13 protein-coding genes and 1 pseudogene are annotated in these 14,259 nt (G+C 72.0%); 8 read left to right on the forward strand and 6 right to left on the reverse strand.

The window, feature by feature from the left end; genetic code table 11:
* Nucleotides 1-152: 152 nt before the first annotated feature.
* Nucleotides 153-434 (forward strand): annotated as a pseudogene (locus ACQPZG_RS16730) (helix-turn-helix domain-containing protein); the annotation flags it as partial.
* A gap of 3 nt (nucleotides 435-437) precedes the next feature.
* Here ACQPZG_RS16730 and ACQPZG_RS16735 read toward each other — a convergent pair.
* Complete coding sequence (locus ACQPZG_RS16735) at nucleotides 438-617, reverse strand: hypothetical protein (RefSeq protein ID WP_433549638.1); 180 nt, start codon at nucleotides 615-617, stop codon at nucleotides 438-440.
* Nucleotides 614-985, reverse strand: coding sequence for a hypothetical protein (locus tag ACQPZG_RS16740; RefSeq protein ID WP_433549639.1), 372 nt, complete (start codon nucleotides 983-985; stop codon nucleotides 614-616). The genes ACQPZG_RS16735 and ACQPZG_RS16740 overlap by 4 nt, the downstream gene beginning before the upstream one ends.
* Before the next feature lie 198 nt (nucleotides 986-1,183).
* Between ACQPZG_RS16740 and ACQPZG_RS16745 the strand changes: the two genes are divergently transcribed.
* Entirely contained in the window at nucleotides 1,184-2,164 is a 981-nt protein-coding gene (locus ACQPZG_RS16745; RefSeq protein ID WP_433546554.1) for an HNH endonuclease, read from the forward strand.
* Between the two features lie 246 nt (nucleotides 2,165-2,410).
* On the opposite strand, the gene ACQPZG_RS16750 is transcribed toward ACQPZG_RS16745, so the two are convergent.
* Nucleotides 2,411-2,815 (reverse strand): hypothetical protein, encoded by a 405-nt coding sequence (locus ACQPZG_RS16750; protein WP_433546555.1) that lies wholly within the window; start codon nucleotides 2,813-2,815, stop codon nucleotides 2,411-2,413.
* Between the two features lie 761 nt (nucleotides 2,816-3,576).
* On the opposite strand from ACQPZG_RS16750, the gene ACQPZG_RS16755 reads away from it, so the two are divergent.
* Nucleotides 3,577-4,362 (forward strand): BBE domain-containing protein, encoded by a 786-nt coding sequence (locus tag ACQPZG_RS16755; protein ID WP_433546556.1) that lies wholly within the window; start codon nucleotides 3,577-3,579, stop codon nucleotides 4,360-4,362.
* A 173-nt stretch (nucleotides 4,363-4,535) separates the two neighbouring features.
* Here ACQPZG_RS16755 and ACQPZG_RS16760 read toward each other — a convergent pair whose 3' ends face one another.
* Nucleotides 4,536-5,720 (reverse strand): zinc-dependent alcohol dehydrogenase, encoded by a 1,185-nt coding sequence (locus ACQPZG_RS16760; protein ID WP_433546557.1) that lies wholly within the window; start codon nucleotides 5,718-5,720, stop codon nucleotides 4,536-4,538.
* Between the two features lie 715 nt (nucleotides 5,721-6,435).
* Here ACQPZG_RS16760 and ACQPZG_RS16765 point away from each other — a divergent pair.
* Together ACQPZG_RS16765 and ACQPZG_RS16770 are read left to right on the forward strand one after the other, a co-directional pair.
* The gene (locus ACQPZG_RS16765) at nucleotides 6,436-6,927 is read left to right on the forward strand and encodes a DUF2243 domain-containing protein (protein WP_433546558.1); all 492 of its coding nucleotides are present in this window, start codon (nucleotides 6,436-6,438) and stop codon (nucleotides 6,925-6,927) included.
* Nucleotides 6,928-6,950: 23 nt separating this feature from the next.
* The gene (locus ACQPZG_RS16770) at nucleotides 6,951-7,745 is read left to right on the forward strand and encodes a cytochrome c oxidase assembly protein (protein ID WP_433546559.1); all 795 of its coding nucleotides are present in this window, start codon (nucleotides 6,951-6,953) and stop codon (nucleotides 7,743-7,745) included.
* A 256-nt stretch (nucleotides 7,746-8,001) separates the two neighbouring features.
* Here the strand turns inward: ACQPZG_RS16770 and ACQPZG_RS16775 are convergent, their stop codons facing one another.
* A complete protein-coding gene (locus ACQPZG_RS16775; RefSeq protein ID WP_433546560.1) occupies nucleotides 8,002-8,652 on the reverse strand; it encodes a response regulator in 651 nt (216 codons plus the stop codon).
* On the reverse strand, nucleotides 8,649-9,857 hold the full coding sequence (locus ACQPZG_RS16780) for a sensor histidine kinase (RefSeq protein ID WP_433546561.1): 1,209 nt from the start codon (nucleotides 9,855-9,857) through the stop codon (nucleotides 8,649-8,651). Before ACQPZG_RS16780 ends, ACQPZG_RS16775 begins: the two co-directional genes overlap by 4 nt.
* A gap of 150 nt (nucleotides 9,858-10,007) precedes the next feature.
* Between ACQPZG_RS16780 and ACQPZG_RS16785 the strand changes: the two genes are divergently transcribed.
* The 3 genes from ACQPZG_RS16785 (at nucleotide 10,008) to ACQPZG_RS16795 (ending at nucleotide 14,140) form a co-directional block, all read left to right on the forward strand.
* Entirely contained in the window at nucleotides 10,008-10,568 is a 561-nt protein-coding gene (locus ACQPZG_RS16785; protein WP_433546562.1) for a VanZ family protein, read from the forward strand.
* Nucleotides 10,569-10,743: 175 nt separating this feature from the next.
* On the forward strand, nucleotides 10,744-12,261 hold the full coding sequence (locus tag ACQPZG_RS16790) for an ABC transporter substrate-binding protein (protein WP_433546563.1): 1,518 nt from the start codon (nucleotides 10,744-10,746) through the stop codon (nucleotides 12,259-12,261).
* 13 nt (nucleotides 12,262-12,274) lie between these two features.
* The gene (locus ACQPZG_RS16795; protein WP_433546564.1) at nucleotides 12,275-14,140 is read left to right on the forward strand and encodes an ABC transporter permease subunit; all 1,866 of its coding nucleotides are present in this window, start codon (nucleotides 12,275-12,277) and stop codon (nucleotides 14,138-14,140) included.
* Nucleotides 14,141-14,259 lie beyond the last annotated feature (119 nt).

Consider the following 14,259-nt stretch of genomic DNA (forward strand, 5'->3'; position numbering starts at 1 on the left):
GTACTAGTGGCAGCCCTCTTCGGCTTGCGGTGTCGCCCGAATAGGCTGATCGATGCCCTTCACGACACACTGAGCCTCTTTCATCCTGTGCTGGAGGGTGAAATGGGCTGGTCAGCGGGTGTGGTGACGAGGCAGGGACCCTCGTCGTTGGCGTGGTGATTCCACTCAGCACACCGGCGACCAAAGGAGCCCTGTTGGTTCCGTATCCTGCCATGCTCGACGTCCCGCACGAGCTCGTCGAGCATGTGGCCTGGCTGCTGCACGGGCACCGCCGGACCCGTAACACCCGGTGGCGCAAGCTCGGGTACTTCAAGCAGGCACTTCTCACGCTGGTGCACTTGCGGAAGAACGAGACGTTCTCGCAGCTCGGAGCGGGTTTCGGGATATCGCAGGCCACCGCCTGGCGGTACGTCGACGAGACGCTGAATGTCCTGTTCCTAAGCTCTGTCCTCTGGCCCGCAGAGGTACCTGCACACGCCGTGCTGCACCTTGACCTTGAACATCACCGGGTCGTCGAAGGCACGGATGCGTTCGTGCTTGGTGTCACCGGTCGCGGTGGACCTATCAGCGGCCTTGGCCGGGATCGGTTGATCGATGTCGTGCAGGGGGTCGGTCACTGCCGGGGGCGGAGGGCCCAGGTCGTCGCGCAGACAGCGCAAGGCGGGGCGGGCGAGCCGCATGGCGGCGGGGCCGGTAACTCGTTGATACCGCCGAACGCCTCGATCTCCTCGGCCGTCAGGCCGGTCATGAGCATGACGTCCGGTGTGAGGGAACCGTCGAGGACGTTGAGTGCCTCGACCATGCCGGTACGGAGGTCTTCGCGCCGCTGATCGAGGTGGACCCGTACTGCCTCAGCCACCAGGTCCTTCTTGGTCGAGCCGAGGAAGTGCGCTCCCTGGCTGATCAATGTGTCCGTCGCCGGGCCCAGCTTGAGCGGTGCCTGCCGAGGCGGTTTCGGAGCCGTGGCCTCACGCCGCACCTTCACTTCAAGGGCACCTCAGTACCTCAAGGAACGAATGACTGTGACCCGCTACTCATCGGCTCATCGGTGAACCTGCCCGCCAACAGCCGCCGAGCGGCCCTTCGGGGCAGTATCCCCGGGGCAGACAAGGCCACTCCCCGTCATTTCCCGAGCAACTCGGATCGAGGATCAGGTGTCAGTGGTCACCCATATGCTCCTGCCATGAGTGATGTTGACGCGGCGATCACCATCGCCGGTGGCAGAGCGTGGTCGTTCCTGGTGGCCGGCGAGGAACGCCAGTTCCAAGGGAACTCCGGCTACGAGGACGTGGCGGAGGAGTCCTACAGCTACGACTCAACCGTGGGCAACCATTTACGCGTTGCCATCGGCGACCTGGTGGTGGTGAGGAACAGCAACGAAGCTCTCGGAGTGGGGTACGTGGAGAAGCTGGACGTGACATCCGGCCAGGAGAAGCTCCGTAAAAGGTGCCCGAGTTGCAGGAGTACGGGCTTCAAAGGACGTGTCACAGAAGTACCCCGCTTTCGGTGCAGTCCATGCGGAAGCGTCTTCCCTGACCCAACGGTCGAGGTGATACCGGTCAGCACCTACCGGGCCCACTACGGCGGTACCTGGCAGCCGCTTGAGGGCTGCTTGGACAAAGTTCAGCTGGTTGCACTCAGCCTGAGCAGGTCCGACCAACAATCGATCAAGGCAATGGACCGGGCGCGTACGCTCGCAGCCGTCACCGCCCGCGGGATCCGCCTTCCACGCCAAGAACGTGCCCCACGAACAGCCCGCCAGAAGCCCCTGGAGCTTCCCGGTGGGAGGCGGCGGACAACCATAGCGGCCCGGCGTGGACAGGATGTCTTCCGCAAAGCGTTGGTCGCTCGCTACGGCATGATCTGCGCCGCGACAGGGCCGGCGCCCGCTGAGGTGCTGGAGGCTGCCCACATCCGGCCCTTCGCCACGACTGAGCGCCACCGCGTGGAGGAAGGGCTGTTGCTGCGTGCTGACATCCACCGCCTCTTCGACAGCGGACTGCTGGCGATCAGCTCCGACCTGAGGGTGCACGTCGCCCCGAGTCTGCGTGGCCACCTCGCGTACAGCGAGCTGGAGGGTGCACCCCTGCACGTCCCGCCGGGCTGCACCTTGGACCTCGACGCCATCGAAGAACACCATGCGGCCGTCACAGCTACCTGGTGAGCGCACATGACGGCCCCTGCGTTGGCGGCGGGGGGAGGCGTCCTCCCCCCGCGCCCGGTCCGTACCCGACGTGACCCATCGTGCCCGTCGGCTCCCACGCCCCCTCCGGCACAGCACCTCAGGTCGATGATCCGCCGTGGTACGGGGGAAGGCGGACCGAGGAGGGTTTCGGAGCATCGGCCAGTGCGCGGCCCCCGCGGGGCCTGCTCGGCGGTTCCTGCCGAACAGGCCCGCTGTGCCCGGCGGTTACGGCCGGGAACCGGCGCGCGTCCGGAAGCGGGCCGATATCGCCTGGGACAGCAGCAGCGTGCTCAGGGCGAACATCAGGGTGCCCAGGGGGACGTGGAGCGACGGCAGGTGCGCGATGCCCAGCACGACCTGCACCGTGGCGAGTACGAGGAAGCCGGAGGCGTACAGGATGGGCCGGGGCGACCCGCCGCCCGGTCGCCACGCCAGGATCGCGGCGAGTACGTACAGCATCGACGCGCCGTACAGCACCTTCGATCCGGCGTCGTGCAGTGCGTAGCCGTGGGACGAGGAGAGCAGCATTCCGGCGGTGACCGCCTGGAAGAAGAGGGCCAAGGTCTGGAGGGCTGTCGCGACCAGCGGGAAGGTGACTCTGCCCGGTGCTGGCGACGTCTGTGTGGTCATGACGTGGTCCCCTCTTCTGCCTGGCGGCGGTGGATCAGCGGTGTCTCGGTGATACGACGACGCAGCCCCCCGGAGTGTGAGGCGGCGCGCCCATCTCGCACGATCGGCTCCCGCGCCTGCGCCGGTTGCCTGACGGGTCCGGCGCGCAGCCCTCTCCGTTGGACCAGCCCGGACCGGCCCGGTCCGATTCTTCCCGGTGGGTGTGCTGCCGGACGCGGCGGGGACCCGGCCGACGCCGACGAGTTGAGCATCCGAGTCATCGGCGTAGCGTGGAAAGGGCCGAGGCCGGGCGCAGTCGGCGCGGAGAGCGGCCGAGGGAGCATCGGGCGGCTCGGTGTGAGCTGTGTGCCCCCCGAGCACGCGGCACGACGCGCAAGGAGTGAGGTTGATGAACCACTCATCGATCGAACAGCTGCGGGAACGCGTACGGGGGCCGGTGGTCACTCCTGACAGTGAGGGCTACGACGAGGCGCGCAAGGTCTACAACGCCATGGTCGACCGGCGTCCGGCTGCCGTGGTGCGGTGTGCCAACGCGGGCGATGTCATGGCCGCGTCGACTTCGCACGGGACGGCGGACTGGACCTCGCGGTGCGTGGTGGTGGGCACAGTGTGCCCGGCTTCGGGACCTGTGACGACGGCCTGGTGGCCGATCTGTCCGGCATGCGAGGCGTCCGTGTCGATCCCAGCTGCTCGTCGCGAGCGCGAACGAACACGAGGACCTGTTCTGGGCCCTGCGCGGCGGCGGCGGCAACTTCGGCGCGGTGACGTCGCTGGAGTTCCGGCTCAGCCCGGTCAAGGACGTCTACGGCGGGCCCATTCTCTTCGAGTTGGAGGATGCCGGCACGGTGCTGCGCGCGTTCCGGGAACTCATCGCCGACGCGCCGGAGGAGCTCGGCGGGTTCCCCGCCTTCCAGGTGGCTCCGCCGCTGCCCTTCATCCCGGAGAACCGGCACGGCGACACCTTCGTCCTGATCGTCGTGTGCTGGGCCGGCCCCCTGGATGAGGGAGAGCGCGCCGTCCAGCGGTACCGCGACATCGCGCCGGTGGTGGCCGAGCACGTCGGGCCGATGCCGTACTCCGCCCTCAACAGCGCGTTCGACGCGCTGGTGCCGCCCGGTCTCCAGCACTACTGGAAGGCCAACTTCGTGACGGAACTCAGTGACGCGGCGATCGCGGCACACCTCGAACACGCGCCTCGGTTGCCCGCCGTGAATTCGACGGTGCACATCTACCCGATCAACGGCGCCTGCCACCGCGTGGCACAGCAGGACACGGCCTTCGCCTACCGGGATGCCACGTTCGCCACCGTGATCGCCGGGATGTGGCCGGACCCCGCCGACAACGAGGCCAACACCGCCTGGGTGCGGGACTATTACGAGGCCACCGCTCCGCACTCGGAGGAGGGCGGGTACATCAACTTCATGGCCGAGGACGACCAGGACCGGATACGGGCCAACTACCGGGGCAACTACGAACGCCTCGTGGAGGTCAAGCGGGCCTACGACCCCGGCAACCTGTTCCACGTGAACCAGAACATCGAGCCGTAGCGGCAACCGGGGGTGCGCGGTGGGACGTGCGGGTGGGACGTGCGTGCCGCCCGCATCGGCCGGAAGAACGTTCCCGGCGGCGAGGACGAGGCGCACGGCCCACCGGGCCCCTGACCCACTGCCGCGGCTCAGAGGTCAGGGGATGGCTCAGGGGTCAGCGGATGGCTCAGGGGTCAGGGGATCAGGAGCGTCTTGATCATTCCGTCGTCCTTGGCCTGGAACGTCTTGTACGCCTGGGGACCCTCTTCGAGCGGCAGCCTGTGCGTGGCGAAGGTGTCGACGCCCAGGGGGTCCGCGTCGGTGAGCAGCGGCAGGAGGTCGTCGACCCAGCGCCTGACGTTGGCCTGTCCCATCCGGAGCTGGATCTGCTTGTCGAACATGGTCAGCATCGGCAGCGGGTCGGCCGCGCCGCCGTACACGCCGGACACGGAGATCGTGCCGCCCCTGCGCACCAGGTCGATCGCCGCCCGGAAAGCGGCCAGCCGGTCCACGCCCGCGGTTTCCATGAGCCGTTCGCCGAGGGCGTCGGGCAGGAGTCCCACGGCGGCGTGGGCGGCTTTCGCCACGGGGGCGCCGTGCGCCTCCATGCCGACGGCGTCGATCACCGCGTCGGGGCCGCGGCCGTCCGTGAGGTCGCGGACGGCTTCGCCGAGGTCCTTGCCGTGCCGGCGCAGGTCGAGGCACTTCACCCCGTCCGCGGCCGCGCGGGACAGGCGTTCGTTCACGAGGTCGATGCCCACCACCAGGCCCGCGCCCCGGTGCAGGGCGATCCGTGCCGCCATCAGGCCGATCGGTCCGAGTCCCAGCACGGCCACCGACCCGCCGGGCGGGATCGCCGCGTACTCCACGGCCTGCCAGGCGGTCGGCAGCACGTCGGAGAGGTAGACGAACCGGTCGTCGGCCGGCCCGTGCGGGACCTTGATCGGCAGGCTGTCGCCGAAGGGCACGCGCAGCAGTTCCGCCTGGCCTCCGGGAACCTGTCCGTAGAGCTTCGTGTAGCCGAAGAGCGAGGCGCCCGTGCCGCGTTCGCGGACCTGCGTCGTCTCGCACTGGGACTGCAGACCCCGGTCGCACATGAAGCAGTGTCCGCACGACACGTTGAAGGGGATGACGACCCGGTCCCCCGGCACGAGCGACGTCACCTGGGAGCCGACCTCCTCGACGATGCCCATGGGCTCGTGGCCGAGGATGTCGCCGGGGTCGAGGTAGGGGCCGAGGACCTCGTACAGGTGCAGGTCCGAGCCGCAGACACCGGTGGAGGTGATCCTGACGATGATGTCCGTGGGGTTCTGGATCTGCGGGTCCGGAACCGTCTCCACTCGGACGTCCCGCTTGCCCTGCCATGTCAGTGCGCGCATTGCGATCCTTTCTGGAGAAGCTCCGAAGGCTGTCTGCCCTCGGGCGCCCGCCTCGCGCATCCGGCCGCGTCCGTGTCCGCGGGTTCCGTACGTCCGGGGCGAGCCGGGAGTGTGCCGTCGGTCGTGGCGAGGTCCGGCGTTCTCCTCGCCTGCAATCCTCCTGACCCGTGAAACGTGTTCCACGCACGGTCCGGCGCCCTCGACTCGGGGACGGCGGCCCGCGCGGTCGATCTCCGGCCGCTCGGTCTCCGGCCCCTCGGTCACCGGCCCCTCGGTGCTGCTTGGTTCTGCTTGGTCTGCTTCGTTCTACTGGGTTCTGCTCCGTTCTTCGGGGTTGCGGCTCCGCGCGCTCTTGGGCTCGGCGCGTGGGTCGCGCCGCACACGCAGAAGCGGTCCGGCCCGGAATGCCCGGAGAGCCACGCCTTTCACTGTCTCCCGCTTCGGGGGCGCGTGCACTCCGGAAGCGGGAGGGTCGCGTACGGACAACCCTCTGCGGTGTGCGCGGAGAAGCAGCACGCGGGGGGGCGTCTCGAAGGGCCGCCGCTCGTGCGTCCGGGTGCGCGGGGGCATGTCGGATCGTCGGTGCGAGTCACCTGCCGTCGCGCCCGCGGGGCGTGGCGCACACGGCCGAATGCCGGCGTTTCCCGGGCTCACCCGCGTGCGGAGGGGGTAGCCGTAGTGCTGGTCGACGCCCACACACCGGGAAGGCAGTCTCATGAACGGATCGGTCCACCAGCAACCCCCCGTCTCGGATCCGCCCCAGCCGCGCAGGTCCATGGTGGTGTGCGCGGTGATCGGGGCGGCGTTCATGGCCGCTGTCGACGAGATCGTCTTTCACCAGATCCTGGCTTGGCACCACTTCTACGACCGCTCCACCAGCGGTGTGGGGCTGCTGTCGGACGGTTTGCTGCACACGGCCGAAGTGCTGGGGCTGGTCGCCGGGTTCTTCCTCTTCGCGGATCTTCGCCGTCGACGCACCCTGGCCCCGGACCACGCGTGGGCCGGGTTCTTCCTCGGGCTCGGCGGCTTCCAGCTCTTCGACGGGATCGTCGATCACAAACTGCTGCGGCTGCACCAGGTCAGGTACGGCGTGGATGTCACTCCGTACGACTGGGGGTGGAACCTGGCCGGCGCCCTGCTGCTCGTGATCGGTGTGGTGCTGGGCGTCCGTGCGGCCCGCCGCGTCCGGGCCGCGACGGCGTCGTGAGGCTCGCCCATACGCATCCCGGCGTGGCGGCGGCCCCCGGGTTGTGGGAGTGGTCGTCCTCGGTGGGGGCGCTGCTGGCCGTAACCGCCTATGTGCTCGCCTCGGGGCGGCTGTGGCGCAGGGGGGACGAATGGTCCCGGTGGCGGGTGGTGTCCTTCGGGGCCGGAGGCGCCGGTGTCGCCTGGGCCGGGGTGGGGCCGCTGCCCGGCGAGCCGTTCACCGCGCACATGGCCGCGCACCTGCTCGTGGGCATGGCGGCTCCGCTGCTGCTCGTCCTGGCCCGTCCCCTCACCCTGACCCTGCGCGCCCTGCCGCCCTGTGCGGCCCGGCGGCGGCTGCTGTCCCTCGCGCACTCCCGCCCCGTCCGGCTGCTGACCTTTCCTCCGCTCGCGGCACTGCTCGACGTCGGAGGGTTGTGGCTGCTGTACCGCACGGAGCTGTACGCGGCGACGCAACACCACCCCCTGCTGCATGCCGTGGTGCACGCGCACGTACTGGCGGCCGGGCTGCTGTTCACGTTCGCCGTCTGCCAGATCGACCCCGTGCGCCGGCGCTGGTCGCTGTCGCTGCGCGCGGGGGCCCTGCTGGCCGCCGGCGTCGCGCACGCCGTGCTTGCCAAGTCCTTGTACGCGACACCTCCGCCCGGTACCGCTCCTTCCGCCGCCGACCTGCATCTCGGTGCCCAAGTGATGTATTACGGGGGCGACTTGGTGGAAGCTGCGATCGGGGCCGTGCTCGCCGTCGCCTGGTACCGGGCGACCGGGCGCGCCTGGACGCGTCGGAGCCTCAGGTCCGGTGTCCCGGTCCTCGAAGGGTGAGAGCGAGCCGCCGGCATCGGACCAGGTACTCGAACGTAGGCCCCGACCTCGAAAGGTGACGGCGGATCGTCGGCGCGGGCCCGGCCCTCGGAGAGCGGCGGCAGGGCGTCGGCGGTGGACCCAGCTCGCGAAAAGCGGCGGCAGGGCGCGGGCCCGGTCTCGAAGGGCGGCGGCTCGTTGCCCCGCGCGTGACGGCCGCGCGGGGAGGCCGCGCGTGACGGCCGCGAGAGGAGGCCGCACGGGGAGGCCCGGCGTCTCAGGTGTCGCGTCCCACGAGGCCGTTGCGCCAGGCCCAGGCCGCGATCTCCACGCGGTTCCTGGCGCCGAGCTTGGACTGCACGTGGGTGAGGTGCGTCTTCACGGTGCCCACGGTGATGGTGAGGGCGGCGGCGATCTCGGCGTTCGTCAGGCCCCCGGCCAGCAGGACGACGACCTCCCGCTCGCGCGGCGAGAGCCGGGTGACGGGTTCGGGCCTGGCGGAGACGGCACGGAACCCGCGCAGGAGCCGCACGGTGATCGACGGGCTGACCAGGGAGTCCCCGGCGGCCGCGGCACGGACCGCCTCCACCAGCAGCCGCGGGCCGGAGTCCTTGAGGATGAATCCGACGGCCCCCGCTTCCACCGCGCGGAGCAGGTAGTCCTCGTCGTCGAAGGTGGTCACCATCACGACCTGCGGCCGGTGGGCGGCATGGGGCCGGGTGAGGTGGCGCAGGGCGTCCAGGCCGTCCAGGCGCGGCATCCGGATGTCCATGAGCACGACGTCCGGCCGGTGCGTTTCCGCCATCTCCAGGGCCTGGAGGCCGTCCTGGGCGTGGGCGACGACGTCGATGTCGTCCTCGACGGACAGGATCATGGCCATGCCGGTGCGGACGATCTCCTGGTCGTCGGCGAGCAGCACCCGGATCATCGGCCGTCCTTCCACGCGCTCTCCAGGGGGATCCGGGCGTTCACGCGCCAGTGTCCGCTGCCGTCGGGACCGGCCCGCAGGTCGCCGCCCTCGGCGGCGACGCGTTCCCGGAGTCCGACGAGACCGTATCCGCCCGGCGTCGGGGCGTCCGTACCGGACCGGTCGTTGACGACGTCCAGTTCGGCGGACCGGGCAAGGGCCCGCAGCGTCACGGACACCTGCCGGGAGTCCGGGGCGTGCTTGCGCACGTTCGTCAGCGACTCCATGGCGACCCGGTGCACGGCCGCCGTCGCCGCGGCCGGCAGCCGGTCGACGGGCCCCTCCTCGACGAGCCGGGCGCGCCCGCCGCCGGGCAGCGCGAAGCCCGCCACGAGCGTACGGAGTTGCTCCACTCCGCCCGGCGGTACCGGTTCGCCTTCGGTACGCAGCCCGCTCACCATGTACCGCAGGGTCCGCAGGGCCTCCGAGGCGGCCCGTTCGATCTGCCCCAGCGCCGGCACCGTCGCCTCCGGCCTGGACGCCGCGACCACCTGGGCCCCCTGGGCCTGTACGACGATGCCGGTCACGTGGTGCGCCACGAAGTCGTGCAGGTCGCGGGCGAAGTCGAGCCGCTGTTCCAGGCGTACCTGTTCGGCGTGGCGTCGGCGGTCGGCCGCCGCCAGCCGGGCCACGAGCGCCCCGGTCAGTCCGGCGCAGACGGTGAGCGTGCAGAACAGCGTCAGGAGGAGGCTGTTCTCGGTCGCCTCCACGGCCACCGGGCGCAGGACGACGGCCAGGAACAGCAGGAGGCAGGCCGCGGCGGCGGGCCGGGCCGCCCCGTACCGGGCCGTGGCGACCAGCACCACGACGAGCGCGGCGATCTCGAACAGGGTGTAGGCGTCGGCGCGCGCCACCGCCGGGTCCGGCCGCCCGGCCACGGCGCGCACCCACGCGCTGCACCCGAGGGACACCACCCCCGCCACCGCGCCGGCCACCGCCACGGCCCGGGGGTCGCCGCGCCACCGGCGCACCCTCCACACCACGGCCGCGGGGACGAGTCCGGCCATCGAGAGGAGGGTCTGGAGGCCGACGGCGGAGCGGTGGACGCCGGTGCGGTGATCGGCGGCGAGCGCCAGCACCAGGACGGCCCCGACCGGGACCGCGCCGAGGCGCAGCAGGACGCGGCGCGCCCGCGCGGAGCCCCTGCCGAAGTGCGGGAAGTACATACCGGCAGCGTACGTAGCGTCTGCCCGGAGTCCCTCTGCCGAAAGTCGTAGGGGTGCGGGCCCGCTCCGTCCTTCGGCGGATCCCCGGCGGTCCGGGCGCGGACGAGGATCGGTCCCGTCGATCCGTCAGCGAGCCCCAGGGGCGCCCCCGTGAACTTCCAGATCCAGATTCCCGCCACCGCCGTGCTGGGACCCGCTCTCGCCGTCTTCGTCCTGGTCGCCCTGGCCCGCCGGCGGCGCGACGTCCCCGGCTGGCGGGGCGGCCCGCTCGTGCTGCGGCTGGTCACCGCGCTCTACGCGGCGGCGGTCGCCTCGCTCACCGTCTTCCCGCTGTGGATCTACGGCGGGGACTACCGCAACCAGGCGGCGTGGATCGGGCAGATCCAGCCCGTTCCGCTGCTCATGGCGGACCTCTCGATGATCCCCAACATCGTCATGTTCGTGCCGCTCGGCTTCCTGCTGCCGCTGCTGCTCCCGCGTCTCGGCCGCGGCCGTACCGTGCTGGCCTGCGCTCTCGTCAGCCTCGGGATCGAGGTCTTCCAGCTGCTCCAGTACCTCGTCCTCGCCCACGGGCGTTCCGTCGACGTCAACGACCTGATCGCCAACACCCTCGGGGGCTTCGCCGGGTACGCGGTCCTGCGGGCGGCTCAGCGGACGGCCGCCGTCCGGGGCGCGTTGGAGAGGGTGTCCTTGTCGCCGCGGGCCGTCTGACCGCTCGGGGCAGCGCGAGCGTGTTCGGTTGCCGTACGGAAGTGGTTGAGCATTCATGCACCCGCCGGTGGTTCGGTAAGGCTTGCCTTATATGCTGGCGCGGCCTTCTGGCCCTTCCGGTTCACCGGGGCGGGCCGGAGGCGTCCATGGAGCCGTACGAAGGACACCCCCCACCATGCGCACCCCCCACCGAGGTCTGATCGCGGTTCTCGCGCTCGCGCCTCTGCTCACCGGCTGTTTCGCGGCGAGCGACGGCGACCGCGACTCCGGTTCGGCAGCGGGCGGTGCGAAGCGGCTGCGGGTCGCGCTCGCCGTCCCTCCCGTGCAGGCGCTCTCGCCGTACAGCAACGACGCCACCGTCCTCAGCAAGCTGGCCGTCGCCGAAGGGCTGACCCGGCTCGACGAGGACGGCACCGCGCAGGCCGCCCTCGCGACGTCCTGGAAGCAGGTCGACACGAGGACGTGGACCTTCGAGCTGCGGAAGGCGTCGTTCCAGAACGGTGCCCAGGTGACCGCCGCGGCCGTGGTCAACGCCCTGGACCAGGCAGGAAAGGCGGCGGCCGGGCCACGGGTGCTGAGCGACGTCACGCTGGACGCCGAGGCCGAGGACGCCGACACCGTGCGGATCACCACCAGCACGCCGGACCCCGTCCTGCCCCTGCGCCTGGCCAGCCCCGCACTCGGCATCCTCTCCGCCGAGGCGTACGCGAAGAACGGCGCCGTCAGCCCCGTCGGAACAGGGACGGGTCCCTTCCGGATCACCCGGCTGACCGGCACGACGAAGGCCACGCTCGACCGGTTCGACGGCTACTGGGGCGGCAGGGCCAAGACCCCCGGCGTCGACGTGTCGTGGATCGCCGACGGCACCGCCCGCACCCACGCGCTGCGCGCCGGCGAGGTCGACGTCGCCGAGTGGATCCCGACCTCCCAGGCCAAGCTCCTGCCCGAGGGCACTCGGCACGAGGTGCCCTCGGTACGGACCGACAGCCTCGTCCTGAACACCGGCGGCGGCGTCTTCGCCGACGCCGCGATGCGGGGCGCCGCGCGGCAGGCGGTGGACGGGTCGGTGCTCGTCGACTCCGTGTTCGGCGGCTACGCCGACGCGCCCCGGGGACTGTTCGGACCGGGCGTCGGCTGGGCCGCCGGGGCCCGCGAGGAGGTCACAGGACGGGCGCGGGCCGCGACCGCCGACCAGGTGCGGGCCGCGGGCAGGACGGTGCGGCTCGCGACGTACACCAACCGCGGTGAGCTGCCCGAGGTGGCGAGCGTCGTGCAGCAGCAGTTGGAGAAGGCAGGGTTCGGGGTCCGGCAGGACGTCCGCGAGTACACGCAGATGGAGAGCGACCTGCTCGCCGGGAAGTACGACGCCCTCGTCTTCTCCCGCGTCACCCTCCTCGACACCGGCGACGCCGTGTCGTACCTGGCCAGCGACTTCACCAGCAAGGGCGTCTACAACATCGCGCGGCTCAAGGACCCCGCGGTGGACAAGGCGATCACCGCCGCCGCCCAGGAGGGCGGGACCGAGGAGCGGCGGAAGAGGATCATGGCCGCCGAGGCGGAGATCCTGCGCACCGACGCCGTGCTGCCGCTGGTGCACGAGAAGGTCGTCCAGGGCATCGGCACGCACGTCAGCGGGGTGCTGCTCGATCCGCGGGAGCGCTCGCTGATCGACCTCGACACCCGCCTGAAGTAGCGGACAGCGGGAAATGAGGGTCGACGTCCCCACCTCGCGGGTCACCGCGCGGACCGCCGCCCGCGTGCCCCTCCGGGCCCCCGCCCGGCGTCGCGCGTCCGTGTGGCGGGCCGGAATCGGAACCGGTGCCGGGGCCCTGGCCGGGCGGGTGGCGGCGGGAGCCGGACTGCTGGTCGCGGTCGCGTTGCTTCCGTGGCTCTCGCGCACCGACCCCGCGCTGACCGTCCTGCGCACCCGTTCCGCCGAGCAGAACCCGACCCCCGAGGCGCTCGCTGCCGTACGGGAGCAACTCGGGCTGGACGACGGCCCGTTGACGCTCCTCGGACGGTGGTGCGGCGGGCTGCTGCGCGGGGACGCGGGGACCTCGTGGGTCTCCGGGGAGCCGGTGCTGCCCGACCTGGTGTCGGCGCTCGGGGTCTCGCTCACGCTGGTGGCCGGAGCGCTGGCGGTGACCGTCGTGGTCGCCGCACTCGTGTGCGCCCGCACGGTCTTCCTCGGCTCACGACGGCGGTTGCACCGCGCACGGGCGGGGACCGGTGCGGCCGTGCTCGCCGCGCTCCCGAAGTTCCTGCTGGCGTCCGTGCTCGCCACGGTGTTCGGGGTGTGGCTCGGCTGGTTCCCGTCGAGCGGCTGGGCGGGGCCCGCGTCGATGGTGCTGCCCGCGCTGGCGCTCGGGGTGCCGTCCGGCGCGATGATCGGCGGGCTGCTGGACCAGGCACTGCCCGCCGCCTTCCACGAGCCGTGGGCGCGCACCTGGTACGCCGTCGGCTTTCCGCCGGGCCACGCCGTACGGCACGCGCTGCGCCGGACCGTGCCCGGTGTGCTTCCGCAGCTCCTGCCCACCGTCGTCGCCCTCGTCGGCGGGGCCGTCTCCGTCGAGATGATCTTCAACGTGCCGGGGGTGGGCAGGCTGGTGCTCGGCGCCGCCCTCGCCCAGGACCTGCCGGTGCTCCAGGCGGGAACGCTGACGCTCGTCCTGCTGGGAGCCGCCGCCGGCCTCGGCCTGCGGGCCCTGCGCCGGAGGATGCTGGGGCCCGCGCTGCGCGAGGGGGCGCTGCCCACCCTGCACCGCCCGCCGATGCCCGCGCCCGCGGCACTGCGGTACCTCGCCGCGGCGTGCGCGCTCGTCCTGGTGACGCTGTGCGTGGCGGGGCTGCTGCGCGACCCGTTGCACGTGGACACGGCGGCGCGGCTGCTCCCGCCGTCGCCGGAACACCCGTTGGGCACGGACTCGTTGGGCCGCGACCTGCTGGCCAGGCTCGGACACGGGGCACTGCGCACGACGGGCGTCGCGCTGGGCGTGACCGCCGTCAGCGTGCTGGTGGGCGTGCTGCTCGGCATGGTGGCGAAGGCGAGCGCCGGGCTGACGGAGGTCGTCTCGACGCTGCCCGCCGTACTGGCCGGGCTGCTGGTCACCGGGCTCACCGGGCCGTCCGTGCTGGGGGCGGCGCTCGCGGTGTGCGTGGTGGGCTGGAGTCCGTACGCCGCCCAGACCGCCGCGCTCCTCCAGCAGGAGCGGGCCGCCGGGCACGTGACGGCGTCGGTCGCGCTCGGGGCCGGGCGCGTGCACGTGCTGCGCCGCCATCTGCTGCCCGCGCTCGTGCCGCCGGTGCTGCGCAACGCGCTGCTGCGGCTGCCGACGGCCGTGCTGGTGCTGGCGTCGCTGGGCTTCCTGGGACTGGGCGCGCAGGCGCCCTCGCCGGAGTGGGGACGCCTGCTGTCGGAGAACCAGGCGTACGCGGAGCTGGCGCCGTGGACGGTGCTGGGGCCGGCGGCGGCGTTGGTGGTGCTGGCGGTGCTGGCGGTTTCGGGGGCGGGAGTTGCGCGGGGAGGGGTACGGGGGCGGGAACGGGTGCGACGAGCGCGTTCGGGGCGGTAGGGGTCCGGGGCGTACGGGCCTGGCGGGGGCGTGGCGTGGGGGCGTACGGCGGGGGCGGGGCGTGGCGTGGGGCGTACGGCGGGGGCGGGGCGTGAGGCGGGGAGGTGCGCCTCCGGTGG

It is taken from the genome of Streptomyces sp. CA-294286 (assembly GCF_050947155.1).
GTDB lineage: Bacteria > Actinomycetota > Actinomycetes > Streptomycetales > Streptomycetaceae > Streptomyces.

What these genes read in the sequence shown, in the direction of transcription:
- ACQPZG_RS16780 (WP_433546561.1), bottom strand. Translation starts at nt 9,857, where the DNA reads ATGTACTTCCCGCACTTCGGCAGGGGCTCCGCGCGGGCGCGCCGCGTC.
- ACQPZG_RS16745 (WP_433546554.1), top strand. Translation starts at nt 1,184, where the DNA reads ATGAGTGATGTTGACGCGGCGATCACCATCGCCGGTGGCAGAGCGTGG.
- ACQPZG_RS16760 (WP_433546557.1), bottom strand. Translation starts at nt 5,720, where the DNA reads ATGCGCGCACTGACATGGCAGGGCAAGCGGGACGTCCGAGTGGAGACG.
- ACQPZG_RS16790 (WP_433546563.1), top strand. Translation starts at nt 10,744, where the DNA reads ATGCGCACCCCCCACCGAGGTCTGATCGCGGTTCTCGCGCTCGCGCCT.
- ACQPZG_RS16775 (WP_433546560.1), bottom strand. Translation starts at nt 8,652, where the DNA reads ATGATCCGGGTGCTGCTCGCCGACGACCAGGAGATCGTCCGCACCGGC.
- ACQPZG_RS16750 (WP_433546555.1), bottom strand. Translation starts at nt 2,815, where the DNA reads ATGACCACACAGACGTCGCCAGCACCGGGCAGAGTCACCTTCCCGCTG.
- ACQPZG_RS16795 (WP_433546564.1), top strand. Translation starts at nt 12,275, where the DNA reads ATGAGGGTCGACGTCCCCACCTCGCGGGTCACCGCGCGGACCGCCGCC.
- ACQPZG_RS16765 (WP_433546558.1), top strand. Translation starts at nt 6,436, where the DNA reads ATGAACGGATCGGTCCACCAGCAACCCCCCGTCTCGGATCCGCCCCAG.